The following is a 24,562-nucleotide window of genomic DNA, read 5'->3' as shown; positions in this document are numbered from 1 at the left end:
TACGCGTACCAGTGCCGGTCCAGGAACCTGCGCACCGAAGTCTCCCTTCGCCTGCCCGCGACGCCCGGCTCCGAGGGGTGGAGCCGGGCGCCGCGAGGTGTGTGGTCAGCCGACGGTGTACTCGGGGACGACGGTGTCCTTGTAGGCCTTGGCGACCTCGTCCAGCGCCGTCTTGGCGTCCTTCTTGCCCGCCAGCACGTCGGCGTAGGCGATCTTCAGCGGGTCGAACAGCTGGCCGCCCTCCGGGATCCACGCGCGCGGGTGGGCGGCGGTGGCGACCGGCTCGAACGCGGAGACGACCGCGTGGGACTTCACGTCGGCGTTCTCGTAGGCCGACTTGCGGGTGGGCAGCAGGCCCAGCTCCTTGGCGACGCGCACCTGCGACTCGGTGCTGCTCATGCAGGCGATGAACTTGACCGACGAGTCCTTGGCCTTGGTGCCCTGGCGGATCACGTAGTCGTGGCCGCCGACCGGCGCGGAACCCTTGCCCGCGGTGTCACCGGGGACGGGCGCGATGCCCAGGTTGGCGGGGTCGGTGAACGTGGCGCCCTTGAGGTAGTCGGCGACCGACCACGGGCCGTTGATCACCATGGCGACCTCGCCGGAGGTGAACGCCGCCTGCATGTTGTTGTAGGAGTTCGCCGGGTCCAGCGCGGTGGACGCGGCCTTGGCGTCCAGCAGGCCCTTGGCGGTCTCCAGCGCCTTCACGTTGTCCGCGGAGTTGACCACGATCTTCTTCGCGTCGGCGTCGACCAGGTCGCCGCCCGCGCCGTAGATGAACGGCAGCGCGTAGTACGCGTCGTTGTTGATGAAGATCGTCTTCTCGCCGCCGAGCTTGGCCGCGGCGGTCTTGACCTCGTCCCACGTCTTCGGCGGCTCGACACCGGCGTCGGCCAGCGTCTTCTTGTTGTAGAACAGCGCCAGCGAGTCGGTCACCTGGGGCACGCCGTAGGTCTTGCCGTCGTACTTGGTGGAGCCGAGCGGGGTCTCCAGGAAGTCGGACGTGTCGCTCGCCAGCTCCGTGCCGGTCAGGTCGACGACGTAGCCGAGCTTGGCCAGCTGCGACACCCACGCGACCTCGGCTCGGAAGACGTCCGGGCCCTGACCGCCCTGCGCGGCGGTCCGGTAGTTGTTGAGGGCCTGGTCGAAGGCGACCGTCTCGGTCTTGACCTTGTAGCCGCCCTTGGTCGCGCACTCCTGCGCGATCGCGGTGAACACCGGGCTCTCGTTCGGGCCGCTGGTGTCCCAGAAGGTGATCTCACCGGAGTCGCCGGACGCCGATCCGCCGTCGCCACCACCGCACGCGGTGAGGACGAGGGCGCCGACTGCCGCCACTGCGGTCACGAGGGTGGTACGTCGCATCGTTGCTGTCGTCCCTCCTGCGCCTCCACCGTGATGAAGGCTCTTGCAAGAACTTGCGAAATTGTTGACGCGGATTTCATCCCGCCGACCAGGGCCGGGTCAAGGGTCTTGACGTAACCAAGCCGTAACGGCGCTGCGCGGGTGGTGGAAACCACGGTGGGCGTTGCAAAATTTTGCCGCTGACGGCAGGCTGCACGGCACCCGAGGTCACGCACGAGTCAGCGAGGAGGCATGGTGTCCGGTCTGTCCGAGATCGCCAGGGCAGCCGGGGTGAGCATCTCCACGGTCAGCCGGGTGCTCAACCGCCGGGCGGGCGTGAACGACGAGACGCGCCAGCGCGTGCTCGCGGTGCTTGCGGAAATGCCTTACACCCCGCGCGGGTTGGGCGCCCTGCAGCGGACCGGCGTGATCGGGCTGCTCGTGCCGGAGCTGTCGAACCCGGTGTTCCCGGCGTTCGCCGAGGCGCTGGAGGTGCGCGCCGCGCGGCTGGGGTACTCCTCGCTGCTGTGCAACACGCGTGCGACCGGCGCGGGGGCGATGGGCGAGGAGGAGTACGTGCGGATGCTCCTCGCGCGCGGCGTCGAGGGCATGGTGTTCGTGTCGCCGGAGATCACCAACGTCGAGGTGCCGCTCGGCCAGGCGCCGCGGCCGTCGTACTACGCGAAGCTGCTGGCCGACGGCGTGCACATGGTGTTCGTCAACGGGGCCACGCCGTCGTTGGACGTGCCGGACGTGACGGTGGACGAGCAGCACGCCGGGTACGCCGCGACCAGGCACCTGGTGGAGCTGGGGCACCGGCGGATCGGGTTCGTCTCGGGGCCGGCGCGGTCGTTGCCGTCGCGGCTCAAGCGGGCCGGGTGGGCGGCGGCGATGGAGGAGGACGGGCTGCCCGCGACGTCGGACTTCGTGGCGCACGCGCCGTTCGGGCCCGAGGGCGGGGCCGAGGCGGTGTCGGCGTTGCTGGACACCGTGCGGCCGACGGCGGTGATCTGCTCGTCCGACCACATGGCGATCGGCGTGCTGCGGGAGGCGCACCGGCGCGGGCTGACCGTGCCGCGCGACCTGTCGGTGGTGGGGTTCGACGACATCCCGCTGGCGTCGTACTGCTCGCCGTCGTTGACCACGCTGGCGCAGCCGATCGAGGAGATGGCGGCGGCGGCCGTGGACGAGTTGGTGCACCGGCTCGACCCGGATCGGCGCAGGCGTCCGGCGGGCAACTACACGCGCGTTTTCCGACCCCGGTTGGTGGTGCGCGAGTCGTCCGCGAGACCCTCATTGGTTTAGACCATTGTACTCTGAGGTAACCCCATCCCAACTGCACTGATGAGATTGTGAAGGGACGCCGGTCACCCCCACTTCTGTAATTGGTTCTGAACCGTTACGGTCACTTCATGGCGCGGTCGATGCATGTGCGACGCCCCGCGACGCTCGCCTCACTGGCGGCGGAGCTGGGTGTTTCCCGGACAACGGTGTCCAACGCGTACAACCGTCCCGACCAGCTCTCGCCAGAGCTGCGACGCCGGGTGTTGGAGACAGCGAGACGACTCGGGTACCCGGGGCCCGACCCGGTGGCCCGTTCACTGCGGACCAGGAAGGCCGGTGCGGTGGGCCTGCTGCTCACCGAGAACCTGTCCTACGCGTTCCGCGATCCGGCGGCGATCGGGTTCCTGGAGGGGTTGGCGCTCGCCTGCGAGGACGCCGGGACCGGGCTGCTGCTCGTGCCGGCGAACCCCGAGCGCGAGGACGTGGCGGCCGTGCACCGGGCCGGTGTGGACGGTTTCGTCGTGTACTCGGTGCCCGACGACGACCCGCACCTGGCGGCGGTGCTGGAGCGACCCGTGCCGACCGTCGTGTGCGACCAGCCCGACCTCGGCAACGTCGACCGCGTCGGCATCGACGACCAAGCGGCCATGCATGCGTTGGCGCAGCACCTGATCTCGCTGGGGCACCGGCGGGTCGGCGTGGTGTGCATGCGGCTGGCCCGTGACCGCAACGACGACTTCGTGACGCCGGAACGGCAGCAGGCGGCGCACTTCCACGTGCAGCGGGCCCGGTTGGCCGGGCTGGCGCAGGCGTTCGCGTCGGTCGGCGTGGACTGGGCCACGGTGCCGGTCGCGGAGCGGTTCGACCACACCATGGCGTCCGGCGCGTCGGCGGCGGCGCAGGTGCTGGAGCGCGACCCGCAGATCACCGCGCTGATCTGCACGTCGGACATACTGGCCCTCGGCGCGCTCGGCGAGGTCCAGCGGCGGGGTCTGCGCGTGCCGACCGACATCACCGTCACCGGCTTCGACGGCATCCGCGAGGCCGAGGCGGCCGGCCTCACCACGGTCCGCCAGCCGGTCCTGGAGAAGGGCCGCGCGGCGGGCAAGCTGCTGCTCGACTCGGCCGAACGCACCCGCCCCCGGGCGGTCACCCTGTCCACCGAACTGGTCCTGGGCACCACCGCCGCCTCACCGCGCGGCACGGCGGAGGAACGCTGGTTCGGCCCGTGACCCGCGGTCCGGCCTGACTGCCACCAGCCGGACCTCACCCCACCGCTCTCGAACGCTCAGCAGGGGTCCCCGCCCAGGGGACCCCTGCTTTTATTCTGCCGGCGGGGTACGACAATTCCGTTCGTCCGCCCGCCGGCCGGTCCGGGCACGCTCCGAGCCGTCCGAAGCGAGGTGAAGCCGTGCCGCGATCAGCGGACGTCACCGAGCAGCAGTGGCGTGACGCCGAGGCCATCTGGCACTACCACCGGATGGGCCACGAGCCGCGACCGTGCGACGTGGCCATCGGGCTCGGCAGCCACGACCTCGGGGTGGCGACCTTCTCGGCCGAGCTGTTCCGGGTCGGGTTGTTCCCCCTCGTCGTGTTCAGCGGCGGCAACAGCCCGACCACCGCCGAGCGCTTCCCCCGCGGTGAGGCCGTCCACTACCGCGAGCACGCCATGAGCCTCGGCGTGCCGGACAGCGCGATCCTGGTGGAGCCGCGGGCGGCCAACACGGGCCAGAACGTCGTCCTGTCCCGGGAGCTCCTGGCCCGGCACGGCCACCAGCCCGGCTCCGTGCTGCTGATCTCGAAGCCGTACTCGCAACGCCGCGCGTTCGCCACCTGCCGCCGGCTGTGGCCGGAGGTCGACATCACCTGCGCCTCGGAACCCCTGGCGTTCGACGGCTACGTCCGCTCCATCGGCGACGCGCGGCTCGTCGTCGACATGCTCGTGGGCGACTTGCAGCGCGTCATGGTCTACCCGGAACGGGGCTTCGCGATCAGGCAGGAAGTCCCGGCCGAGGTGCGCTCTGCCTACGACCGCCTCGTCGCCGAGGGCTTCGACAGCCGTCTGCTGCGCTGACGCCGGGCAGGCCCGCGCGCCGGGTCACGTCACGCGGAAGATGACGGGGTTGCCCGCCTTGCCCGCCACCAGCGCGGTGAGCAGGTAGTCGCCCGCGCCCAGCCTGCCGTGCTCGCGGCAGCCCGGTTCCGACGTGCCGCCCGTCCACTGGAGGCCGTAGGTGAACCGCTCCCCCGGCTGCATCACGCGCACCTCCGAGCCCTCCGTGACGAAGCAGTCGTTGCTCGACCACAGCCGCGTCACGCCGTCCGCGCTCGTGACGACCAGTTCCCGCACCCGGCGGCCGATCTCCTTGGCGCACGGCAGCGGGCCGGTGTTGGACACCACGATGGTGAACCGCACGGGCCGGCCGGCGGGCGTTTCCACCGGGTCGACCTCCGCCGCCACGGCCACCTGGGCGTCGTCGCACGGCGGCGGCGGACCCGGTGGCAAGGTCGGCTTCGGCGGCTCGACGGGAGCGGGCGGTGGAGGCGGCGTGGTCGAGGACGACGACGTGACCACCGGTGTCCGCGCCGGCTCGGGCGGGCTGGACGAGGGCTGCGCCGCCACCGGCGCCGGGTCGCCGTGCCCGATCAGCGCGCCGACCAGCCAGACCACGAGGACCAGCGCGACCGCGGACCCGGTGACGGCCAGCGCACGACGCCGCCAGTACACCGACCGCGGCCGCGGGCCCGTGGAGTCGATCACGCGCTCGAAGGTAGCCCGCCCACCTGGAATACCCCCGTAGGCGTCGGTCACCCGATGGGGTGGACGTGAGGTTCGCCGCGATCCGCTTGCCGGCATCCGGGACTCGGGTTCCAATCCGGGGGAAACACGGGAGGTGTGCGATGACCGCGATCGACGAGCTGCTCCACCGCAACGCCGAACTGGGCAACATCGTGCCCGGCGACCGATCGTCGCCGCGCCCTTCGATGCAGGTGGCGATCCTGACCTGCATGGACTCCCGGATCAGGGTGTTCGAGATCTTCGGCCTCAAGCAGGGTGAGGCGCACGTGCTGCGCAACGCGGGCGGCGTCGTCACCGACGACATGATCCGCTCCCTGGCGTTGAGCCAGCGCAAGCTGGGCACCCGCGAGGTGCTCTTGGTGCACCACACCAACTGCGGCCTCCAGCTGGTCACCGAGGACGACTTCAAGGACGAGCTCGAACGGGACTCCGGCCTGCGCCCGACGTGGTCGGTCGAGGCGTTCCGCGAGGTCAAGGACAGCGTGCGCGGCTCGATGAACCGGGTCCGGCGCAGCGCCTTCCTGCCGCACCGCGACAACGTGCGCGGCTTCGTCTACGACGTGCACACGGGCGAGCTCACCGAAGTCGTCTGACCGGCGGTGGCCGGCGGACCGGTCGTGGAAGACTGTGCGGCGCTATGAGCCTGGACGCCGAGCTCCTCCTCGACTGGTTCGCCGACACCGCCCGCGACCTGCCCTGGCGACGGCCGGAGTGCACCGCCTGGGGCGTGCTGGTCAGCGAGATCATGCTGCAGCAGACCCCGGTGGCCCGGGTCGAGCCGATCTGGCACGAGTGGCTGGCCCGGTGGCCGACCCCGTCGGCGATGGCGAAGGCGACCCAGGGCGAGGTGCTCCGCGCCTGGGGCAAGCTCGGCTACCCGCGCCGCGCCCTCCGGCTGCACGCCGCCGCGCAGGCCATCGCCGAGCAGCACGACGACGTCGTCCCGAGCGACGTGGACACGCTCCTCGCCCTGCCGGGCATCGGCGCGTACACGGCACGGGCGGTCGCGGCCTTCGCCTACGGGCAGAAGTGCCCGGTGGTCGACACGAACGTCCGCCGGGTGGTGGCGCGGGCCGTGCACGGCGCGGGTGACGCGGGACCGCCGTCCACCACCAAGGACATGAGGGACGTCGAAGTCCTCCTGCCCGACGAGCACGCCGCCGTCTACTCGGCCGCGCTGATGGAGCTGGGCGCGCTCGTCTGCACGGCCCGCGCGCCGAAGTGCGCCGACTGCCCGGTGTTCGACGCCTGCGCGTGGCAGCGCAACGGTCGTCCCGCCTACGACGGCCCGGCCAAGGTGGTGCAGCGGTTCGCGGGCACCGACCGGCAGGTGCGCGGCCTGCTGCTGGACGTGCTGCGCGGCACCAGCGAACCCGTCGCCAAGTCCCGGCTCGACCTGGTCTGGTCGGACGCGGGCCAGCGGGACCGGTGCCTGCACTCGCTGCTCGTCGACGGCCTGGTCGAGCAGACCCGCGAGGGCCTGTTCGCGCTGCCCGGGGAGCACTGACGTGCACGCGCTGGTGGTGTTCTTCGACGCCGAGGCCGACCAGGCGGTGCGGGCCCTGTGGCGGCGGATCGGCGCGAGGTTCGAGCTGCCGCCGCACCTGACCTACGCGGCGGCGGGCACGATCGGCCCGAAGGTGCGCGCCGAGCTGCGCGAGGACCTGTCCCGGCTGTGGCTGCCCGACGTGTGGCTGCACACCCTCAGCGCCACGGAGAACCGCCTCCAGCTCGGCGCGGTCGTGGACGGCGAGCTGCTGGCCGTGCACTCGGCCGTGCACGACGTGCTCGCGGGCCGGGTGAAGCACCCCAACGCCCAGCACCTGCCGGGCAACTGGGTGCCGCACTGCACGCTGGTCGACGGCGAGGAGGCCGACGTCAGGGCCGCCTTCGCCGAGCTGCACCCGATCACGCCGATCCGCGCGAAGACCCGCGAGATGGCGATCGTGGACACTCAGTCCGGCGGGATCGACCCGCTCAGGAACGCCTCCACCGCGCCCCGGTAGACCTCCGGCGCCTGGTCGTGCACGACGTGCCCGGACTCGGGCACGACCACGTGCGTCGCACCGGCGCGCCGCGCCACCTCGGCCATCTGCCCCGCGCGCAGCCCGCCCAACCCGGCCTCGACGACCAGCATCGGGCACCGGATGGCGTCCACGTAGTCCCAGTACGCCCGCTCGCCCCACTCGGTGGCGATCTCGTACAGGTCGGACAGGTGGGCGATGAGGTGCCAACCGTCCTCGCGCTCCTCGAACATCTCCTCCACCCGCGGCACGTCCACGACCGTCCGCACGTGCGCCAGGGACTCGAACGCGGGCGGCCACGTGTCGAAGTACCACCGCCACTCGTCGACCGTGCGACCGCGGTTGTCCGGCACCACGTCCTCCACCACGACCGCGCGCACCAGGTCGGGCCGGGTCGCGGCGAGCGCCCAGGCGTGCAGCCCGCCCATGGAGTGCCCGATCACCACGGCGGGCGCGAGGTCGTACCGCTCGATCACCCCGACCGCGTCGGCGACGAAGTCCTCGGTCCGGAACGGTCCCCGCACGGGGTTGCGGCCGTGCCCCCGCGCGTCCGGCGCCACCACCCGCCCGTAGGACTTGAGCCACTGCGCCACCGTCCACCACGTGCTCGCCCGGCTCATCAGGCCGTGGAGCAGCAGGATGCCCTGCCCCGATCCCCCGAACTCCGCAACGCTCATGCGTGCATCATGTCGGCATGGCCATCAGCTCCAAGGCGCGCCCGTACCTGATCCTCGTCGTCGTGGTGCTGGTGGTGGCCGGGATCGTGGTGGCGAAGCTGCCCCGGGACCGGGCGGACCAGCCGGCCGCGGCGTCGGCGTCGGCGGCGGCGAGCACTCCCCCGATGGTGGACGCCGAGGGCGGCGACGGCGCGGGCGACGCGTACTACCCGCAGGACGGCAACACCGGCTACGACGTCAGCGGCTACGACGTGTCGGTCACCTACGACCCGGCGACCAGGCGGCTGGACGGGGTCGCCCGCATCACCGCCAGGGCGACCGCCGACCTGGCCCGGTTCAACCTCGACCTGTACGCCCTCAAGGTGACCGGCGTGGACGTGCGCGAGCAGGCGGCCGAGTTCCGCCAGGAGGGCGACCACGAGCTGGTCGTCACGCCCGCCTCCTCCCTGGCGAGCGGCGAGGAGTTCACCACCACCGTCCGGTACGGCGGCGAGCCGACTCTGTTCGAGGACCGCGCGCTGGGCCGCAGCGGCTGGCAGGTCTCCTCGTCCGGCGGCGCGTTCGCGGCGGGCGAGCCGCACTCGGCGACCACCTGGTTCCCGGCCAACGACACCCCGCGCGACAAGGCGTCGTTCGCGCTGACCGCCCGCGTGCCCGAGGGCTGGTCGGTGATCTCCAACGGCGTCGAGCGGGGCTCGACCACCGCCGACGGCTGGACGTCGTTCCGCTGGGTCGCCGAGCAGCCGATGGCCACCTACCTGACCACCATCGCGATCGACAGGTGGACCGTCGAGCGGTCCACGCTGCCCGACGGCACGCCCGTGGTGGACGCCTACGCGCCCGGCGCGCAGAACGGCCGCGTGCACCAGCAGCGGCTGCCCGAGGTGCTCGCGTTCCTGGCGGAGAAGTTCGGGCCCTACCCGTTCTCGTCGGCGGGCGGGATCTTCCTGGCCGACAACATCGGCTTCTCCCTGGAGACCCAGACCCGGCCCGTCTACGCCGGGTGGGCCGACCTCGACACCGTGGTGCACGAGAACGCGCACCAGTGGTTCGGCGACTCGGTCAGCCTGGAGAACTGGGCCGACATCTGCCTGAACGAGTGCTTCGCCTCCTACGCCCAGTGGCTGTGGGCCGAGGCGAAGGACGACGCCGACCTGGACGCCCGGTACCTCGCCGAGGTCGAGCGGGTCGGCGACCGCGAGACGTACTGGGGCCGCAAGCTCTACGACATGGGCCGGGGCAACGAGTTCCGCGGCGTCTACGACAAGGGCCAGCTCGCGCTGCACGCGTTGCGCCGCCAGGTCGGCGACGAGGCGTTCGACCGCGTGCTCAAGGGCTGGACGTCCGCGAACCGGGACGGCAACGCGTCGTGGCCGGAGTTCGAGGCGCACGTGGAGCAGGTGTCGGGGCAGGACCTGGACGGCTTCTTCGGCGCGTGGTTCCGGGGCGACGAGGTGCCCGCCGACGACCACCTGTACCCGGGCACGCTGCGCCGGTAACCGGCTCAGCCGGTTAGCGAAACCCACTACAGTGGTTACGTGACGACGTGGACGAGGACGCTGACCGGCCACGACGGGCAGCGGTTCCGCTTCGACCCCGGCAGCTTCGCGCTGGAGCTGCTGGTCAGCGGCGGTCCGGGTGAGTACCGGCGGTACGAGGTGCTGCACGCGCCGGACGACCTGGCGCACTGGCTGGCCTCCTCGCGCCTCGCCGCGACCGCGCCGTTCACCCCGGCCGACGTGCGCGTCACCGAAGCCGAGCTGGCCGCGGTGAAGGAGCTGCGCGACGCGTTCTGGCGGGTCGCCCAGGCCATGGCCCGGGACACCGGGATCGCGCCGGCCGACCTGGACGTGCTCAACGCGGCCACCGCCGAGACGCCCCGGCCGGTGCTCGACGCCCGGACGCGCGCGCTGGCGTGGGCGGTGCCCATCACCGGCACCCAGGTGCTCGGCGCGGCGGCCCGTGACGCGGTCGAGCTGGTGGCCCGGGGCGGTGTGCGCGAGTGCTCGTCGTCGACCTGCGAGCTGCTGTTCCTGGACACCTCGCGGTCCGGCAACCGCCGCTGGTGCTCGATGGAGCGCTGCGGCAACCGGCACAAGGTCCGCGCCCACCGCGCCCGTCACGAGACGGAACCGGCCGGGGCGCAGTAACGTCGGGGCATGGCGGTTGTGAAGATCAATGCGATCCACGTGCCCGACGGCTCGGGCCCGGAGTTGGAGAAGCGGTTCGCCGCACGGCTCGGCGCGGTCGACTCCGAACCCGGTTTCCTCGGCTTCCAGCTCCTGCGGCCGGTCAAGGGCGACGACCGGTACTTCGTGGTGACCCAGTGGGAGACCGAGGAGGACTTCCAGAACTGGATGGGCGGCCGGGCCAAGGAGGCGCACTCGGGCGAGCGGGCCAGGCCGGTGGGCACGGGGTCGGACCTGCTGGAGTTCGAGGTCGTGCTCAGCTCCGAGGCGAAGAAGTAACGCCGGGGGTGGACCAGGCGCTCGACCGCGCGGCGGAGCTGATCGAGGCCGCCGGCGCGCTGCTGGTGTGCGCGGGTGCCGGGATGGGCGTCGACTCCGGCCTGCCCGACTTCCGCGGCGCCGCCGGGTTCTGGCAGGCCTACCCGCCCTACGAGCGGCTGGGGCTGCGGTTCGAGGAGCTGGCCGACCCGGCGCACTTCGCGGCGGACCCCGCGCTCGCGTGGGGCTTCTACGGCCACCGGCTCGACCTCTACCGGCGCACGGTGCCGCACGACGGTTTCCGCGTGCTCCGGGAATGGGGCGCGCGGGTGTTCACGTCGAACGTGGACGGCCAGTTCCAGCGGGCCGGGTTCGCCGACGTGGCCGAGGTGCACGGCTCGATCCACCACCTCCAGTGCGTGCAGCCCTGCACGGACGACGTGTGGCCCGCCGACGACGTCGTGGTCGACGTGGACCCCGAGTCGATGCGCGCGACCGGACCGCTGCCGGCGTGCCGCAACTGCGGCGGCCTGGCCCGGCCGAACATCCTCATGTTCGGCGACTGGTCGTGGGTGGACGGGCCGTCGCGGCAGGCGTTGGACGCGCTCGCCCGGTGGCGGCGGGATCAGGGGCGGACTCCGGGTCGGCGCGGACTCGTCGTGCTCGAACTCGGCGCCGGCCTCGCCGTGCCGACCGTGCGCCGTCAGGCCGAACTGGCCGCCGCCGCGTCCGGCGCGCTGATCAGGGTCAACCCGCGGGAGCCGGAGGTCCGGCACGGGCGCGGCGTGTCGCTGCCGATGGGCGCGCTCGACGCGATCACCGCGCTGGACGCGATCATCGGGCCGGCACGACGAACCGGGTGACGACGGCCCGGTGGTCGGAGCCCGGGACGTCGACCACGGCGAAGGTGTCCACCGGGCACCGGTCGTCCACCAGCACGTGGTCGATGGCCACCGGCGGCGGCCACAGCACGCCGTCGGACGGCCAGGTGGGGTTCAGGCCCGCGCCGACCTGGTCGGCGGCGTCGACGTAACCGCCGTTGAGCAGCCGGCGCAGGCCCACGTGGTCCAGGGTGGCGTTGAAGTCGCCCGCGAGCACCCGCACCGGCCCGTCCAGCACCCGCTTCGGCAGGCCCGCCATGTCCCGCTGCCAGCTCTCCGGCCCGGCCTCGACCACCGGCGGCAACGGGTGCACCGACACGACCTCCACGTCCTCACCCGGCAGGTCGACCAGCGCGGCCGCCTGGCGCAACGTGCTCGGCGGCGTCAGCGTGCGCGGGAACACCGGGTAGCGGGACGCGATGCCGGACCCGGAGCCGCCCGGCTCGTCCAGGAAGTGCCGGTAGGGCAGCACGTCGTCCAGTCCCGCGCGCTCGAAGTCGCGCACCATCTCCGGGGTCAGCTCCTGCAACGCCAGCACGTCGACGTCGTGCGCCTTGACCGCCGCCACGACGGCCTCCGCCTCGGCCCTGCCGACCAGCAGGTTCGCCGCCATGACGGTGACCTCCTGCCCGACGCCCACCGGCCGTGAGTCGGGGAACGCCCGCGGCGCCACCGCCGCCACCAGCACGATCGCGACCAGCGTCGTGACCGTGCCGACCGCCCAACGCCGCAGCAGCAGCGCGAGCGCGCCCAGCACCACCCCGGCCGCGGTGAAGTAGGGCGTGAGGGCGGTCGTGGCGACCATGTACCGGGTGCCGTCGATGCCCAGCAGCCGGGTGAGCGCGGCGAGCAGGAACGCGATGGCGGCCACCACCAGCAGGAACGTCATCCCCCGGTGCCTGGTGCGGCGTTCCCCGATGTCGACCACGGGATCTAGTCTGCCCGAGTGGAGGTATTGCTGACCGGCTTCGAGCCGTTCGACGGCGCGGACACCAACCCGTCGTGGGACGCGGTCGACGCGGTGCGACCGAGCGGTTACCGGCTGACGACGTTGCGCCTGCCGTGCGTGTTCGGCGACTCGCTCGCGGCGTTGCGCGAGGCCCTCGCCGCCCGTCGCTACGACGTGGTCGTGTGCGTGGGCCAGGCCGGCGGTCGGGTCGGGATCACGCCGGAGCGCGTCGCGGTGAACCTGGACGACGCCCGGATCCCGGACAACGCGGGCGCGCGGCCCATCGACGAGCCGGTGGTCGCCGGCGGGCCCGCGGCCTACTTCACCGGTCTGCCGGTGAAGGCGTGCGTGGCGGCGCTGGAGGCCGAGGGCATCCCGGCGTCGGTGTCGCACTCGGCGGGCACGTTCGTCTGCAACCACGTGTTCTACGGCCTCATGCACCTGGTCGCGACCGAGCACCCCGGCGTGCGCGCCGGGTTCGTGCACGTGCCGTTCGCCCCGGAGCAGGCCTCCACCGGCCGGCACCCGAGCCTGCCCGTCGCCACCACGGCCCGGGCGCTGGAGGTGATCGTGCGCACGTCCCTCACCACGGCCGCCGACCTGCGCACCACCGCCGGCACCCTGCACTGACCCCCGGCCCCGCACCGACCTCGGACACGCACCGACCTCGGACACGCGAGACGCCCCCCGGGCGAACCCGGGGGGCGTCTCGTCGGTCGTGCGTCAGGCCGACTCGGAGTCGGACTCGCCGCCCAGGTCGCCACCGGAGGCCGCGAGGTCGACCGGCGGGGCGTCCGGCACCCGCAGCGGCTTGGTCTCGCCGCGGAAGGTGAAGTGCGCCTTGTCGTCGGCTTCCTTCTCGCCGTCCCAGCCCTCGACGTCGGTGATGATGATCTGGCCGGGCTGGATCTCCCCGAACAGGATCTTCTCCGACAGCTGGTCCTCGATCTCGCGCTGGATCGTGCGGCGCAGCGGCCGGGCGCCGAGCACGGGGTCGAACCCGCGCTTGGCCAGCAGCATCTTCGCGCGATCCGTGAGCTCGATCGCCATGTCCTTGTTCTTCAACTGCGTCTCGACGCGGGCGATCATCAGGTCCACCATCTTGATGATCTCGTCCTGCGTGAGCTGGTGGAAGACGATGATGTCGTCGATGCGGTTGAGGAACTCGGGCCGGAAGTGCTTCTTCAGCTCGTCGTTGACCTTGTTCTTCATGCGCTCGTAGTTGGACGCGGTGTCCTGACCCGAGGTGAAGCCGAGGCCGACGGCCTTGCTGATGTCCGACGTGCCCAGGTTGGACGTGAAGATGATGACGGTGTTCTTGAAGTCCACCGTCCGGCCCTGACCGTCGGTCAGGCGGCCGTCCTCCAACACCTGGAGCAGCGTGTTGTAGACCTCCTGGTGCGCCTTCTCGATCTCGTCGAACAGCACCACGGAGAACGGCTTGCGGCGCACCTTCTCGGTGAGCTGGCCGCCCTCTTCGTAGCCGACGTAGCCGGGAGGGGCACCGAACAGGCGCGACGCCGTGTACCGGTCGTGGAACTCGCCCATGTCGATCTGGATCAGGGCGTCGTCCTCGCCGAACAGGAAGTTCGCCAGCGCCTTCGACAGCTCGGTCTTACCCACACCGGACGGGCCGGCGAAGATGAACGAGCCCGACGGGCGCTTCGGGTCCTTCAGACCCGCCCGCGTGCGGCGGATCGCCTGGCTGACCGCCTTGACGGCGTCGACCTGGCCGATGATCCGCTTGTGCAGCTCGTCCTCCATGCGGAGCAGACGCGTGGTCTCCTCCTCGGTGAGCTTGAACACGGGAATGCCGGTCCAGTTCGCCAGCACCTCGGCGATCTGCTCGTCGTCCACCTCGGCGACGACGTCGAGGTCGCCGTCCTTCCACTGCTTCTCCCGCTCGGCCTTCTGGCCCAGCAGGGTCTTCTCCTGGTCGCGGAGCTTCGCGGCGCGCTCGAAGTCCTGCGCGTCGATCGCGGACTCCTTGTCCCGGCGCACGTCGGCGATCTTCTCGTCGAACTCGCGCAGGTCCGGCGGCGCGGTCATCCGGCGGATGCGCATCCGCGCGCCCGCCTCGTCGATGAGGTCGATCGCCTTGTCCGGCAGGAACCGGTCGTTGATGTACCGGTCGGCCAGCGTGGCGGCGGCGACCAGCGCGGAGTCGGTGATGGAGACGCGGTGGTGCGCCTCGTACCGGTCCCGCAGACCCTTGAGAATCTCGATCGTGTGCTCCAGCGACGGCTCGCCGACCTGGATCGGCTGGAACCGGCGCTCCAGGGCGGGGTCCTTCTCGACGTACTTGCGGTACTCGTCGAGGGTGGTCGCGCCGATGGTCTGGAGCTCGCCGCGGGCCAGCATGGGCTTGAGGATCGACGCGGCGTCGATCGCGCCCTCGGCCGCACCGGCGCCCACGAGGGTGTGGATCTCGTCGATGAACAGGATGATGTCGCCGCGCGTGCGGATCTCCTTGAGCACCTTCTTCAGGCGCTCCTCGAAGTCACCGCGGTAGCGCGAGCCCGCCACCAGCGAACCCAGGTCGAGCGTGTAGAGCTGCTTGTCCTTCAGCGTCTCGGGCACCTCGCCCTTGACCACCATCTGGGCCAAGCCCTCGACCACGGCGGTCTTGCCCACGCCGGGCTCGCCGATCAGGACCGGGTTGTTCTTGGTGCGGCGGGACAGCACCTGCATGACCCGCTCGATCTCCTTGGTGCGCCCGATGACCGGGTCGAGCTTGCCCTCCCGCGCGCTGGCGGTCAGGTTGCGCCCGAACTGGTCGAGGACCAGGGACGAGGACGGGGTGCCCTCACCGCGGCCGCCGGACTCGGTCGGCTCCTTGCCGCCGGAGTAGCCGGACAGGAGCTGGAGGACCTGCTGGCGCACCCGGTTGAGGTCCGCGCCGAGCTTGACCAGCACCTGCGCGGCGACGCCCTCGCCCTCGCGGATCAGGCCGAGCAGGATGTGCTCCGTGCCGATGTAGTTGTGCCCGAGCTGCAGCGCTTCGCGCAGTGACAGCTCGAGCACCTTCTTGGCGCGCGGGGTGAAGGGGATGTGGCCGGACGGGGCCTGCTGACCCTGGCCGATGATCTCTTCGACCTGCTGGCGGACGCCCTCCAGCGCGATCCCCAACGACTCCAGCGCCTTGGCCGCGACACCTTCACCCTCGTGGATCAACCCCAGGAGGATGTGCTCGGTGCCGATGTAGTTGTGGTTGAGCATCCGGGCCTCTTCTTGGGCCAGGACAACCACCCGCCTCGCGCGGTCGGTGAACCTTTCGAACATTCGCACTCCCTGACTGCTGCGCCGGCGGTCCTCGGGCTCACCCCTGGCCGACCGTCTGGCTGACCGTTGGAGAGCGCGGCACCGTGGGACCACTGTAGTCGTCAGCCCCGACACTCTCAGTTCCCGATCGCAGGCAGCCGTCTTCGGGGATCTCTGACATCGGTACCAACGCGTGATCTGCCAGGCAGATTCCACGGAACGGGGGTTGTCCGCTGAGCGCGAACATTCAACCGTTCGGCGACACCAGGGGTGACCGGGGTCACCGATGTCGTGCAAGTTAGGTGAACCTCGGTAAGGTTAGGCAAGCCTCAACCCGCACCGCTCGACCCGCCGAACCCGCTCGGCACCCGCTCGAACCACTCGGCCCATTCGAACCGACGAGGACCTTCTGGACATGACCGTACCGGTGAGGACGACCGCGTGCGACGTGATGACGCCGGTCGCGCAGTCCTTGGCGAGGGTGTCGCTGTACGAGGGCTTCGAGGTGCGGTTCGGCCTGCCGGCCGACCGGGGCGACTGGGTGCCCTGCTCGGAGTTCCTCGGCGAGCCGGAGCGGTTCGACTCCTGGCGCAAGGCGCTGGCGGAGTGGCTGACCGAGCAGTACGGCGAGGCGCCCGACCGGACGACGGCCGGGTACGTCATGAGCTGGTACCTCAACGTGGTCGGCGTGCTGGGCGGGCTGCTGTTCCACACCGCGCGCCGGGTGCCGTCCCTGCGTCCGGCCGACGTGGCGATCAGGCTCGCGCCCGACGGCCGGCCGCACGTGGTCGGCGTGGCGTTGCTGACCGACGACTTCGCGTGCCTGCCCGACGACCCGGCCGGCAACCACCCGGCGGCGACCGTGGTGGCCGACGAGACCGCGCTGGCGGGGTTGCTGAGGGCCCGTTTCGCGGCGCACAGCGCGCAGTTCGTGGGCGCGTTCGGCCCGACCGTGCGACTGGGCCGGCGGATGCTGTGGGCGGCGGCCACGGACGCGCTGGACAGCGCGGCGTGGACGGTGGGCCAGCTGTGCGGCGACGAGACGGCGGGCGTGATGGACTCGGCGCTGCTGCTGCCGGCCAAGCTCGACCCGTTCACCTCGGCGTCCACCCTGAAGGCCACCGACACCGGCTGGACCCGCCGCCGGGAGAGCTGCTGCTTCCACTTCGTGCTGCCGGACGCCGAGGCCTGCGGCACCTGCCCCCGCGTCTGCTAGAGCCGCCAGACGTGCACCCGGCCCTTGTCGTCACCCGCGGCGAGGGTCGAACCGTCGGGCGAGAACTCGGGCCGGTACACCCGCGAGGCCTGTCGCAGCACGTGCCGGAGCCCACCGGTGGCGAGCGAGAGCAGGTGCACCTCGTCGTCGACCTCACCGGGCACCGCGAGCCACCGGCGCAGCGGGTCCACCCGGTACCACCGCCACCGCGGGTGTTCCGGCAGGGCGCACCGGTGCTCCAGCCCGCCGGCGGACGACCAGATCCGCGCCTCGCGGTCGCCGACCGCCGCGAACCACGTCGGGCCGACGTGGTGCCGCAGGTAGTCGTTCGGCTGGTCCCAGCGCAGCAACTCGGTCCCGGTGGCCGCGTCCCACGCGACCAGGTCGTGCGGGGAGGTCGAGAACAGCGACAACCCGTGGTCGGGTCGGTAGAAGGCGCCGTGCACCGACCCGTGCTCGGCCTGCCACTCGGCCGCGGCACCCCGCACCGACCACTCCGTGACCCGGTGCCCGCCGCTCACCACCACGCACCGGCCCGTGTCGCCGTCCCAGGCCACGTCCGTGACCGCCTCCTTGAAACGCCGGTCGGCGACCACCCGGGCGGCGGCGTCCCAGAGCACGACCCGGTTCCACGACTGCGACCACAGCTTGGTGAACATCGCCAGGTGGCCGTCGAAGGCGTACTCGACGTGGCCGAGGAAACCCTTGTTCCGCCAGTCGTGGAGCAACCGTCCGGTCGCCACGTCCCACTCCCGGAGCGTGCCGGCCCCGTGCGCCGCGAGCAGCCGCGTCCCGTCCGCGCGGAACGCCACGGAGGCCACGCGGCCGCCCGTGCCGACCGGGCCGAGCGTCCGCACCAGGCGTGGCGCCGCCGGTGACTCCGCCGGGGCCGCCGGTGACTCCGCCGGGCGGCCCGCCGCCGGAGCCGCTGTCCGGAGCACCGGTCCGGCCTCCGGTGTCCCGACCAGGCGCAGCAGTGCCCGCACGAACCGGTCGCCGGGCATGGCGCCACCCCGGACGTCCTCGGCCTGCACGTCCGCCAGCCGGAAGAACACCTCGCCCTCCAGCAGCAGCGGGAACACCGTCTTGCCGCGGTCCTGCGCCCGGGACAGCTCGCGCCGCACCCAGGCCGACTCCTCGGCGTCCGGCGTCATGACCACCACCAGCGCCGCGCACCCGTCGATCCGGTCCTTGATGACCTGTTCCCACCGGTCGCCGCTGATCAGCTCGTCGTCCATCCACACCGGCACGCCGCGTTCGCGCAGGTGGCCCGCCAACGCCCGGGCGTAGACCTGCTGCCTGCGGCTGTAGCTGATGAAGACCTCGGTCACCGCCCCATGATCCCCTGGCAGCACCCGCCGACCGCCCCGAGCGTTGAACTCACCGCTCCTGGACGTAGGACTCGCGCGTTCCGGACGTAGGACACGCGCGTACTGGAGGTAGGACACGCGCGTTCCGGGGGTAGGACACGCGCCGGGTCGCATGCCGCCGAACGGTCGAGTCGAAGATCACTATCCCCACCGGCCGACCCAGGAAATGGATCTTCAAACACGGGGGGCGCGGTGGAGTTGCGAAAAACAACCGAAGGGGCGCCGGATGAATCCGGCGCCCCTTCGTCGATTGACGTAATTGCCGTGGCGTGCGCCACGGCGACAAGTCACGCCGGCAACTCACACCGGCGACATCGACATCAACCCTGCTGGTGGTATGCCTCCAGCACCTCGGCCGGGATGCGTCCACGATCGGACACCTTCATCCCCTGCTTGCGCGCCCACTCCCGAATGGCCTGGTTCTGCTCGCGATCCGCCGAAGCCGGACGCGCCGCCTTCACACCGGCCGGACGACCCGGGCCGCGCTTGCGGCCACCCGCCTTGCGGGCACTGGCGACGAAGTCGGCGAGAGCGTCGCGGAGCCTGCCCGCATTGCTCGAGGAAAGGTCGATCTCGTAGGACACGCCGTCCAATCCGAAGCCGACCGTCTCCTCCGCCTTCCCACCGTCCAGGTCATCGACCAGGGTCACGGTGACCTTCTGCGCCATGCGTATCCTCCTGGACTCGAATGCGCGGTGTTCCCCGACCGCGACCTAAAGCATTGGCGAGTGCAGGTTAGCGCACAACTACCGGAATGCGCCGCCTGGAGTCCGAGAAGTTACTCATTCCGGGCGCACGAGGGGGAACAGGATCGTCTCCCGGATACCGAGGCCCGTGAGCGCCATCAGCAGCCGGTCGATGCCCATTCCCACACCACCGCTCGGTGGCATTCCGTACTCCAGCGATCGCAGAAAGTCTTCGTCGACCGGCATGGCCTCGACGTCACCGGTGGCGCCAAGGCGGGCCTGGGCTTCCAACCGCTCCCGCTCGACCACCGGGTCCACCAGTTCCGAGTATCCCGTGGCCAACTCGAAACCCCGCACGTAGAGGTCCCACTTTTCGGCCACGCCCGGTCGGCTGCGGTGCTGACGGGTGAGCGGCGAGGTCTCCACCGGGAAATCGCGCACAAACGTGGGCGCGTGCAAGGCGTCCCCGACCAAGTGCTCCCACAGCTCCTCGACCAGCTTGCCGTGCCCGAGCTTCGGGTCGGTCTCCAGGCCGTGCTTGTCGGCGAGCTCGCGCAGCCGCTCCGGAGTGGTTTCGGGCGTGACTTCTTCGCCCGCCGCTTCGGACAACGACTCGTACATGCCCAAGGTCGTCCACTCGCCGCCGAGGTCGTACTCGGAACCGTCGGCCAACGTCACCACGTGCGAACCGGCCACCGCCATCGCGGCTTCCTGGATCAGCTCGCGGGTCAGCACCGCGTTCGTGTCGTAGGTGGCGTACGCCTCGTAGTACTCCAGCATGGAGAACTCGGGCGAATGGGACGAGTCCATGCCCTCGTTGCGGAAGTTGCGGTTGATCTCGAAGACCTTCTCGATACCGCCGACCACGCACCGCTTGAGGTACAGCTCCGGCGCGATCCGCAGGAACAGGTCGATGTCGAGCGCGTTCGAGCGGGTCACGAACGGCCGGGCGGTCGCGCCACCCTGCAACGTCTGCAACATCGGGGTCTCGACTTCGGTGAAACCGCGCCGGTGGAACGACTCCCGCAACGAGCGCACCACCGCAGCCCGGTCGCGCACCGTGTTCCGCGCCTGCTCGCGCAGGATCAGATCCACGTACCGCTGGCGAATGCGGGTTTCCTCGGCGAGTTCCTTGTGCGCGACCGGCAGCGGGCGCAACGCCTTCGCCGCCATCGACCACCGGTCCGCCATCACGGACAGTTCGCCGCGGCGGGAGGTGATGACCTCGCCGTGCACGAATACGTGGTCGCCCAAGTCGACATCGGACTTCCATTCGGCGAGCGCCTGCTCGCCCACGCCGTTCAGGCTCAGCATGGCCTGCAGTTCGGTGCCGTCGCCCTCGCGCAGCGTCGCGAAGCACAACTTGCCGGTGTTGCGGATGAACATCACCCGGCCCGTCACACCGACCACATCACCGGTCGACGTGTCCGGTTCCAGGCCCTGATGCGCTTCGCGCACCTCGCGCAACGTGTGCGTGCGGGGCACTTCGACCGGATAGGGATCGGTGCCGCGTTCCAGCAGTCGCGCCCGCTTCTCCCGGCGCACCCTCAGCTGCTCGGGGAGATCGTCGTCGCTGGTCGCGGAACCGGTCGCTGGCTGCTCACTCACACGACGAAGAGTACGGAAAGACCGCTCGGGAAATCGAACCGGATCTCACTAGGCTCGGGTGGGTGACCGGAGATGACTTGCGGGCCAGGCGGGCGAACTCCTTCGGAGCGCGCGCCTCGGCGTACGCGGAACACCGACCGGACTACCCCGCCGAGGCCGTCCGCTGGGTGCTGGAACCGCTGGGCGAAGGGCCGCACCAGGTGCTCGACCTCGGTGCGGGCACGGGCAAGCTGACCGGCGGCCTGCTCGCCGAAGGGCACCACGTGACCGCCGTGGAGCCGGACGAGGCGATGCTGTCGGAGCTGGTGCGCCACCACGGTGCGGCGCGCGCGTTGCCCGGCAGCGCGGAGCGCATCCCCGTCCCGGACGGCACGGTGGACGCGGTCGTGGTCGGCCAGGCGTTCCACTGGTTCGACCCGGAGCGGGCGATGCCGGAGATCGCCCGCGTGCTGCGGCCGGGTGGCGTGCTGGCGGCGCTGTGGAACGACTACGACGACTCGGTGCCGTGGATGGCGGAGTTCATCCGGACCGCGCGGTCCAGCGTCAGCGCGCAGGACGAGCTGGACTTCGACCCGATGGTGGAGCACGAGCTCTTCACCGACGCGGTCAGCCGGGTCTTCCCGCACGTGCACCGGCGCACCGCCGAGTCCCTGGTGGCGACGGTCAACACGCACTCGCACGCGTTGGTGGTCCCGGAGGAGGAGCGGGCCGCGATGAACGCGCGGATGCTCGCGTTCCTCAAGTCCCTCCCCGAAACCGCCACCGGCGAGTTCGACTTCCCCCTGACCACCTACGTGAAGCGCCTGCGCCGGGTTTGATCGTCGCTGCTTCGCCGACGGCGGCGAAAGGCCTGGTGCTCACTTCATATTGCGTTCGAAAACCAGGCGCAGGCCGAGCAGGGTCAGGTCCGGGACGTGGGCCTGGATGGTGGCCGACTCGGTCACCACCAGGGGCGCGAGGCCGCCGGTCGCGATGACCGTGACCGGGCCGGGCTCGCTGAGCTGGAGCTCGTCCACGATCCGGCGCACCAGGCCGTCCACCTGGCCGACGAACCCGTAGACGATGCCGGACTGGAGGCACTCCACGGTGTTCTTGCCGATCACCGAACGGGGTCGCACCAGCTCGACCTTGCGCAGCTGCGCGGCGCGTGCCGCCAACGCGTCCACGGAGATCTCGATGCCCGGCGCCAGCGCGCCGCCGAGGAACTCGCCCTTGGCCGAGATCACGTCGAGGTTCGTGGACGTGCCGAAGTCGACCACCACGCACGCCGTGCTGTGCAGGTGGTGCGCGGCCAACGTGTTGATCACCCGGTCGGAGCCCACCTCCTTGGGGTTGTCGACCAGCAGCGGCACGCCGGTCCGCACGCCGGGTTCCACCAGCACCTTCGGCACGCCGCCGTAGTACCGGCCGAGCATCACGCGCAGCTCGCGCAGCACCGCGGGCACGGTGGACAGCGCCGAGATGCCGGTGATCTTGTCGGCGTACTCGCCGAGCAGGCCGCGCATGGTCAGCGCCAGCTCGTCGGCGGTCATCCGGGCGTCGGTGCGCATCCGCCAGTCCCGGACCAGCGCGGCGGAGTCCCCCGTGCCGTCGTACAGGCCCAGCACGATGTTGGTGTTGCCGACGTCGATGGCGAGCAGCACTGCGCGTCCTCTCTAGTCCTCGGCCTGGATCAACGCGTCCAGCGCCGCCGCGTCCTCGGTCTCCGCCGCCACCGGCTCCGGCTGCGCCGGGGCGTGGGCCGACGTCGAGCCGTTCACCAGGCCCGAACCCTCCGGCGCGTGCGCCGGGTCCGCGCCGAGCTCGACGACCTTGTTGTCGGCGTCGACGAAGACGACCTTCGGCTGGTACGCCCGCGCCTCGGCGTCGTCCATCTGACCGTAGGCGATGAGGATGACCAGGTCACCCGGCTTCACCAGGTGCGCCGCCGCGCCGTTGATGCCGATCACGCCGGTGCCGCGGTCGCCGGGGATGACGTAGGTCTCCAGGCGCGCGCCGTTGGTGACGTCCACGATCGCGACCTGCTCGCCGGCCAGCAGGTCGGCGGCCTCCATCAGGTCCTCGTCGACCGTGACCGAGCCGACGTAGTGCAGGTCGGCCTGCGTGACGGTGGCCCGGTGGATCTTCGACTTGAGCATGGTGCGGAACATGGCGGTCCCCTTACTCGTCACCGGTGCCGAGCAGCACGGCGGCGTTGTCGATCAGTCGGGTGGAGCCGACGCGGGCGGCCACCAGCAGGCGGGCGTCGCCGTTCTCCGGCGCCGGACCGAGGTCGGGCGCGCGCAGCTCCAGGTAGTCGAGGTCGACGCCGGGCGCCGCGGCGAGGGTGTCGCCGGCGGCCTTGAGCACGGCGTCCGCACCCTGGCCGCTGACGTACGCGCCCGCCACCAGAGCGGCGGACAAGGCGGTCGCGGCGGCGCGCTCCTCTTCGGACAGGTACCGGTTGCGCGAGGACAGCGCCAGGCCGTCCGGCTCGCGCACGGTCGGCACGCCGACCACGTCCAGCGGGAAGTTGAGGTCGCGCGCCATCCGGTGGATCAGGGTGAGCTGCTGGTAGTCCTTCTCGCCGAACACCGCGTAGGTGGGCTGCACGATGTTGAACAGCTTGGCGACCACGGACAGCACGCCGGTGAAGTGGCCGGGCCTGGTCCGGCCCTCCAGCTCGTCGCCGAGCGGGCCCGGGTCGACGGTGACCGTGCTGCCGGGCAGGTACATGTCGTCGACCGACGGCGCGAACACCAGGCCGACGCGCTCCTCGCGGCAGATGTCCACGTCGGCGTCGAAGCTGCGCGGGTAGCGGTCGAAGTCCTCGTTCGGCCCGAACTGCGTCGGGTTCACGAAGAGGGAGACGACGACCACGGTGTTCTGCATCACCTGCGCTTCGCGGATCAGCTTGCGGTGGCCCTCGTGCAGCGCGCCCATGGTCGGCACCAGGGCGATGTTGCGACCCGCCGCCTTCAACGCCCTGGTGACCCGGCGCAGCCGGTCCGGGTCGCGGTGCACCGTCACGTCGCCCGGCGCGTAGTCGTCCTTGGTCAGCGGCTTGGTCATGCCTGTCCTTCGAGGGTGGTGCGGACGTCGGACGCCAGTTCGGGCTTGAGCAGCCCGGCGGCCTGGGCGCGCGCCGCGGTGCGGAGCGCGAGGACCCGGTAGGCGGGCAGGGTGTCGGTGCCGGTGTCGGCGGCCACTCGGGCCAGCACCGCCAGGTGCTTGGCGACGGTGCCCGCGTCGCCGCGCGCGACGGGGCCGGTGAGCGCGCGGTCGCCGTGCCGCAGGGCGTTGTCCAGGGCGGCGGACAGCAGCGGGCCGAGCATCCGCTCGGCGTCGGCGATGCCCGCGCCGCGCAACAGGTCCGCGCAGTCGGCGACCAGGGTGATCAGGTGGTTCGCGCCGTGCGCCAGGGCGGCGTGGTAGAGCGGGCGGGCGGCCTCGGGCACGCGCACCGGCTCGGCGGACATCTCCACCACCAACGCCTCGCCGACGTGCCAGGCGATCTCGTCGTCGTCGGCCGCGGTGACGCCGACCGAGCACGCGTTCATCCGCTGCACGTCCTCGACGCGGCCGGTGAACGTCATCACGGGGTGCAGCGCCACGCACAGCGCGCCGAGCTCGGCGGCGGGCCGCAGCACGTCCACGCCCTGCGCGCCGCTCGTGTGCACGACGATCTGCCCGGCGCGCAGCGAACCGGTGGCGACCAGGCCGCGGACCAGGCCCGCCAGCTCGTCGTCCGGCACGGCCAGCAGCACCAGGTCGGCGGAGGCGGCGACGTCCGGCGGCGGCAGCACGGGCACGTCGGGCAGCAGCTCCTCGGCGCGGCGCAACGAGTCCCGGGAAACGGCGGCGACGGCGCTCACGACGTGCCCCGCTCGGGACAGCGCGGCGCCCAGCACCGAACCCACCCGGCCGGCCGAGATCACTCCCACGGCCAACCGCGCGGGGCGGGGGGTCGCGTCCATGCGACGTACTCCTTCACCGCGGCGTTCCAGTCCCGATGCCCGGGTACCGGACGACGGCCGCG

The 24,562-nt window shown here is 71.5% G+C and carries 25 protein-coding genes; 13 read left to right on the top strand and 12 right to left on the bottom strand.

Annotation, left to right across the window (positions count from 1 at the left end; genetic code table 11):
- Positions 1-105: 105 nt before the first annotated feature.
- Positions 106-1,362, bottom strand: coding sequence for an extracellular solute-binding protein (locus tag AB0K14_RS02960; RefSeq protein ID WP_360454249.1), 1,257 nt, complete (start codon positions 1,360-1,362; stop codon positions 106-108).
- A 231-nt stretch (positions 1,363-1,593) separates the two neighbouring features.
- Between AB0K14_RS02960 and AB0K14_RS02955 the strand changes: the two genes are divergently transcribed.
- From AB0K14_RS02955 to AB0K14_RS02945, 3 genes are all read left to right on the top strand, one after another.
- The gene (locus tag AB0K14_RS02955) at positions 1,594-2,646 is read left to right on the top strand and encodes a LacI family DNA-binding transcriptional regulator (protein ID WP_364337222.1); all 1,053 of its coding nucleotides are present in this window, start codon (positions 1,594-1,596) and stop codon (positions 2,644-2,646) included.
- Between the two features lie 107 nt (positions 2,647-2,753).
- Positions 2,754-3,857: a LacI family DNA-binding transcriptional regulator gene (locus AB0K14_RS02950; protein WP_360454255.1), complete on the top strand. Its 1,104-nt coding sequence runs from the start codon at positions 2,754-2,756 to the stop codon at positions 3,855-3,857.
- Between the two features lie 248 nt (positions 3,858-4,105).
- Positions 4,106-4,699 carry a YdcF family protein gene (locus AB0K14_RS02945; protein ID WP_360454361.1) on the top strand — a complete coding sequence of 198 codons (594 nt, stop codon included), beginning with the start codon at positions 4,106-4,108 and terminating at the stop codon, positions 4,697-4,699.
- Between the two features lie 24 nt (positions 4,700-4,723).
- Here the strand turns inward: AB0K14_RS02945 and AB0K14_RS02940 are convergent, their stop codons facing one another.
- Positions 4,724-5,386 carry a hypothetical protein gene (locus tag AB0K14_RS02940; RefSeq protein ID WP_360454257.1) on the bottom strand — a complete coding sequence of 221 codons (663 nt, stop codon included), beginning with the start codon at positions 5,384-5,386 and terminating at the stop codon, positions 4,724-4,726.
- A gap of 140 nt (positions 5,387-5,526) precedes the next feature.
- Between AB0K14_RS02940 and AB0K14_RS02935 the strand changes: the two genes are divergently transcribed.
- The 3 genes from AB0K14_RS02935 to AB0K14_RS02925 are packed head-to-tail and all read left to right on the top strand — an operon-like array spanning position 5,527 to position 7,431.
- Complete coding sequence (locus AB0K14_RS02935; protein WP_360454260.1) at positions 5,527-6,018, top strand: carbonic anhydrase; 492 nt, start codon at positions 5,527-5,529, stop codon at positions 6,016-6,018.
- Between the two features lie 44 nt (positions 6,019-6,062).
- On the top strand, positions 6,063-6,932 hold the full coding sequence (locus AB0K14_RS02930) for an A/G-specific adenine glycosylase (protein WP_360454263.1): 870 nt from the start codon (positions 6,063-6,065) through the stop codon (positions 6,930-6,932).
- A gap of 1 nt (position 6,933) precedes the next feature.
- A complete protein-coding gene (locus AB0K14_RS02925; protein ID WP_360454266.1) occupies positions 6,934-7,431 on the top strand; it encodes a 2'-5' RNA ligase family protein in 498 nt (165 codons plus the stop codon).
- Here AB0K14_RS02925 and AB0K14_RS02920 read toward each other — a convergent pair.
- Positions 7,380-8,126, bottom strand: coding sequence for an alpha/beta hydrolase (locus AB0K14_RS02920; protein ID WP_360454268.1), 747 nt, complete (start codon positions 8,124-8,126; stop codon positions 7,380-7,382). The genes AB0K14_RS02925 and AB0K14_RS02920 overlap by 52 nt on opposite strands.
- Positions 8,127-8,143: 17 nt before the next feature.
- Here AB0K14_RS02920 and AB0K14_RS02915 point away from each other — a divergent pair, with 17 nt between their 5' ends.
- From AB0K14_RS02915 to AB0K14_RS02900, 4 genes are read left to right on the top strand one after another with little or no spacing between them, the layout of a single operon-like run.
- On the top strand, positions 8,144-9,625 hold the full coding sequence (locus AB0K14_RS02915; RefSeq protein WP_360454271.1) for a M1 family metallopeptidase: 1,482 nt from the start codon (positions 8,144-8,146) through the stop codon (positions 9,623-9,625).
- Positions 9,626-9,664: 39 nt separating this feature from the next.
- The gene (locus tag AB0K14_RS02910; protein WP_360454274.1) at positions 9,665-10,276 is read left to right on the top strand and encodes a CGNR zinc finger domain-containing protein; all 612 of its coding nucleotides are present in this window, start codon (positions 9,665-9,667) and stop codon (positions 10,274-10,276) included.
- Positions 10,277-10,285: 9 nt separating this feature from the next.
- The gene (locus AB0K14_RS02905) at positions 10,286-10,594 is read left to right on the top strand and encodes an antibiotic biosynthesis monooxygenase (RefSeq protein WP_360454277.1); all 309 of its coding nucleotides are present in this window, start codon (positions 10,286-10,288) and stop codon (positions 10,592-10,594) included.
- A gap of 8 nt (positions 10,595-10,602) precedes the next feature.
- Entirely contained in the window at positions 10,603-11,436 is an 834-nt protein-coding gene (locus AB0K14_RS02900) for a Sir2 family NAD-dependent protein deacetylase (RefSeq protein ID WP_360454280.1), read from the top strand.
- Here AB0K14_RS02900 and AB0K14_RS02895 read toward each other — a convergent pair.
- Positions 11,408-12,382, bottom strand: a complete 975-nt coding sequence (locus AB0K14_RS02895; protein WP_360454283.1) for an endonuclease/exonuclease/phosphatase family protein — start codon at positions 12,380-12,382, stop codon at positions 11,408-11,410. The genes AB0K14_RS02900 and AB0K14_RS02895 overlap by 29 nt on opposite strands.
- A gap of 18 nt (positions 12,383-12,400) precedes the next feature.
- On the opposite strand from AB0K14_RS02895, the gene pcp reads away from it, so the two are divergent.
- Complete coding sequence (gene pcp, locus AB0K14_RS02890; RefSeq protein WP_360454286.1) at positions 12,401-13,033, top strand: pyroglutamyl-peptidase I; 633 nt, start codon at positions 12,401-12,403, stop codon at positions 13,031-13,033.
- Positions 13,034-13,126: 93 nt separating this feature from the next.
- On the opposite strand, the gene AB0K14_RS02885 is transcribed toward pcp, so the two are convergent.
- Positions 13,127-15,685 (bottom strand): ATP-dependent Clp protease ATP-binding subunit, encoded by a 2,559-nt coding sequence (locus tag AB0K14_RS02885; protein WP_360454289.1) that lies wholly within the window; start codon positions 15,683-15,685, stop codon positions 13,127-13,129.
- 394 nt (positions 15,686-16,079) lie between these two features.
- Between AB0K14_RS02885 and AB0K14_RS02880 the strand changes: the two genes are divergently transcribed.
- The gene (locus tag AB0K14_RS02880; RefSeq protein WP_360454292.1) at positions 16,080-16,880 is read left to right on the top strand and encodes a (2Fe-2S)-binding protein; all 801 of its coding nucleotides are present in this window, start codon (positions 16,080-16,082) and stop codon (positions 16,878-16,880) included.
- Here AB0K14_RS02880 and AB0K14_RS02875 read toward each other — a convergent pair.
- From AB0K14_RS02875 to lysS, 3 genes are all read right to left on the bottom strand, one after another.
- Complete coding sequence (locus AB0K14_RS02875) at positions 16,877-18,211, bottom strand: TIR domain-containing protein (protein WP_360454295.1); 1,335 nt, start codon at positions 18,209-18,211, stop codon at positions 16,877-16,879. The two genes, AB0K14_RS02880 and AB0K14_RS02875, sit on opposite strands and share 4 nt — an antisense overlap.
- A 359-nt stretch (positions 18,212-18,570) precedes the next feature.
- Complete coding sequence (locus AB0K14_RS02870; protein WP_204842672.1) at positions 18,571-18,918, bottom strand: Lsr2 family protein; 348 nt, start codon at positions 18,916-18,918, stop codon at positions 18,571-18,573.
- Between the two features lie 114 nt (positions 18,919-19,032).
- Positions 19,033-20,544 (bottom strand): lysine--tRNA ligase, encoded by a 1,512-nt coding sequence (gene lysS, locus AB0K14_RS02865; protein ID WP_360454299.1) that lies wholly within the window; start codon positions 20,542-20,544, stop codon positions 19,033-19,035.
- Between the two features lie 62 nt (positions 20,545-20,606).
- On the opposite strand from lysS, the gene AB0K14_RS02860 reads away from it, so the two are divergent.
- Positions 20,607-21,362 carry a methyltransferase domain-containing protein gene (locus AB0K14_RS02860; RefSeq protein WP_360454302.1) on the top strand — a complete coding sequence of 252 codons (756 nt, stop codon included), beginning with the start codon at positions 20,607-20,609 and terminating at the stop codon, positions 21,360-21,362.
- A gap of 39 nt (positions 21,363-21,401) precedes the next feature.
- Here the strand turns inward: AB0K14_RS02860 and AB0K14_RS02855 are convergent, their stop codons facing one another.
- Genes AB0K14_RS02855 through AB0K14_RS02840 form a run of 4 tightly spaced genes read right to left on the bottom strand, consistent with a single transcriptional unit; the run spans position 21,402 to position 24,500 of the window.
- Positions 21,402-22,187, bottom strand: coding sequence for a type III pantothenate kinase (locus AB0K14_RS02855; RefSeq protein ID WP_360454305.1), 786 nt, complete (start codon positions 22,185-22,187; stop codon positions 21,402-21,404).
- 12 nt (positions 22,188-22,199) lie between these two features.
- The gene (gene panD / locus AB0K14_RS02850) at positions 22,200-22,694 is read right to left on the bottom strand and encodes an aspartate 1-decarboxylase (RefSeq protein ID WP_360454308.1); all 495 of its coding nucleotides are present in this window, start codon (positions 22,692-22,694) and stop codon (positions 22,200-22,202) included.
- Positions 22,695-22,704: 10 nt separating this feature from the next.
- A complete protein-coding gene (gene panC, locus AB0K14_RS02845) occupies positions 22,705-23,595 on the bottom strand; it encodes a pantoate--beta-alanine ligase (RefSeq protein WP_360454310.1) in 891 nt (296 codons plus the stop codon).
- Positions 23,592-24,500, bottom strand: coding sequence for a DUF2520 domain-containing protein (locus AB0K14_RS02840; RefSeq protein WP_360454313.1), 909 nt, complete (start codon positions 24,498-24,500; stop codon positions 23,592-23,594). Before AB0K14_RS02840 ends, panC begins: the two co-directional genes overlap by 4 nt.
- Positions 24,501-24,562: the final 62 nt, after the last annotated feature.

The organism is Actinosynnema sp. NPDC050801, assembly GCF_040673975.1.
GTDB lineage: Bacteria > Actinomycetota > Actinomycetes > Mycobacteriales > Pseudonocardiaceae > Actinosynnema.
This window is presented reverse-complemented; position numbering and strand designations above follow the sequence as displayed.

Bases quoted from the DNA above. Each gene is read 5' to 3' on its own strand.
- AB0K14_RS02960 (WP_360454249.1), bottom strand. From the start codon at position 1,362: ATGCGACGTACCACCCTCGTGACCGCAGTGGCGGCAGTCGGCGCCCTC.
- AB0K14_RS02955 (WP_364337222.1), top strand. From the start codon at position 1,594: ATGGTGTCCGGTCTGTCCGAGATCGCCAGGGCAGCCGGGGTGAGCATC.
- AB0K14_RS02950 (WP_360454255.1), top strand. From the start codon at position 2,754: ATGGCGCGGTCGATGCATGTGCGACGCCCCGCGACGCTCGCCTCACTG.
- AB0K14_RS02945 (WP_360454361.1), top strand. From the start codon at position 4,106: ATGGGCCACGAGCCGCGACCGTGCGACGTGGCCATCGGGCTCGGCAGC.
- AB0K14_RS02935 (WP_360454260.1), top strand. From the start codon at position 5,527: ATGACCGCGATCGACGAGCTGCTCCACCGCAACGCCGAACTGGGCAAC.
- AB0K14_RS02930 (WP_360454263.1), top strand. From the start codon at position 6,063: ATGAGCCTGGACGCCGAGCTCCTCCTCGACTGGTTCGCCGACACCGCC.
- AB0K14_RS02920 (WP_360454268.1), bottom strand. From the start codon at position 8,126: ATGAGCGTTGCGGAGTTCGGGGGATCGGGGCAGGGCATCCTGCTGCTC.
- AB0K14_RS02915 (WP_360454271.1), top strand. From the start codon at position 8,144: ATGGCCATCAGCTCCAAGGCGCGCCCGTACCTGATCCTCGTCGTCGTG.
- AB0K14_RS02905 (WP_360454277.1), top strand. From the start codon at position 10,286: ATGGCGGTTGTGAAGATCAATGCGATCCACGTGCCCGACGGCTCGGGC.
- AB0K14_RS02885 (WP_360454289.1), bottom strand. From the start codon at position 15,685: ATGTTCGAAAGGTTCACCGACCGCGCGAGGCGGGTGGTTGTCCTGGCC.
- AB0K14_RS02880 (WP_360454292.1), top strand. From the start codon at position 16,080: ATGACCGTACCGGTGAGGACGACCGCGTGCGACGTGATGACGCCGGTC.
- AB0K14_RS02870 (WP_204842672.1), bottom strand. From the start codon at position 18,918: ATGGCGCAGAAGGTCACCGTGACCCTGGTCGATGACCTGGACGGTGGG.
- panD (WP_360454308.1), bottom strand. From the start codon at position 22,694: ATGTTCCGCACCATGCTCAAGTCGAAGATCCACCGGGCCACCGTCACG.
- panC (WP_360454310.1), bottom strand. From the start codon at position 23,595: ATGACCAAGCCGCTGACCAAGGACGACTACGCGCCGGGCGACGTGACG.
- AB0K14_RS02840 (WP_360454313.1), bottom strand. From the start codon at position 24,500: ATGGACGCGACCCCCCGCCCCGCGCGGTTGGCCGTGGGAGTGATCTCG.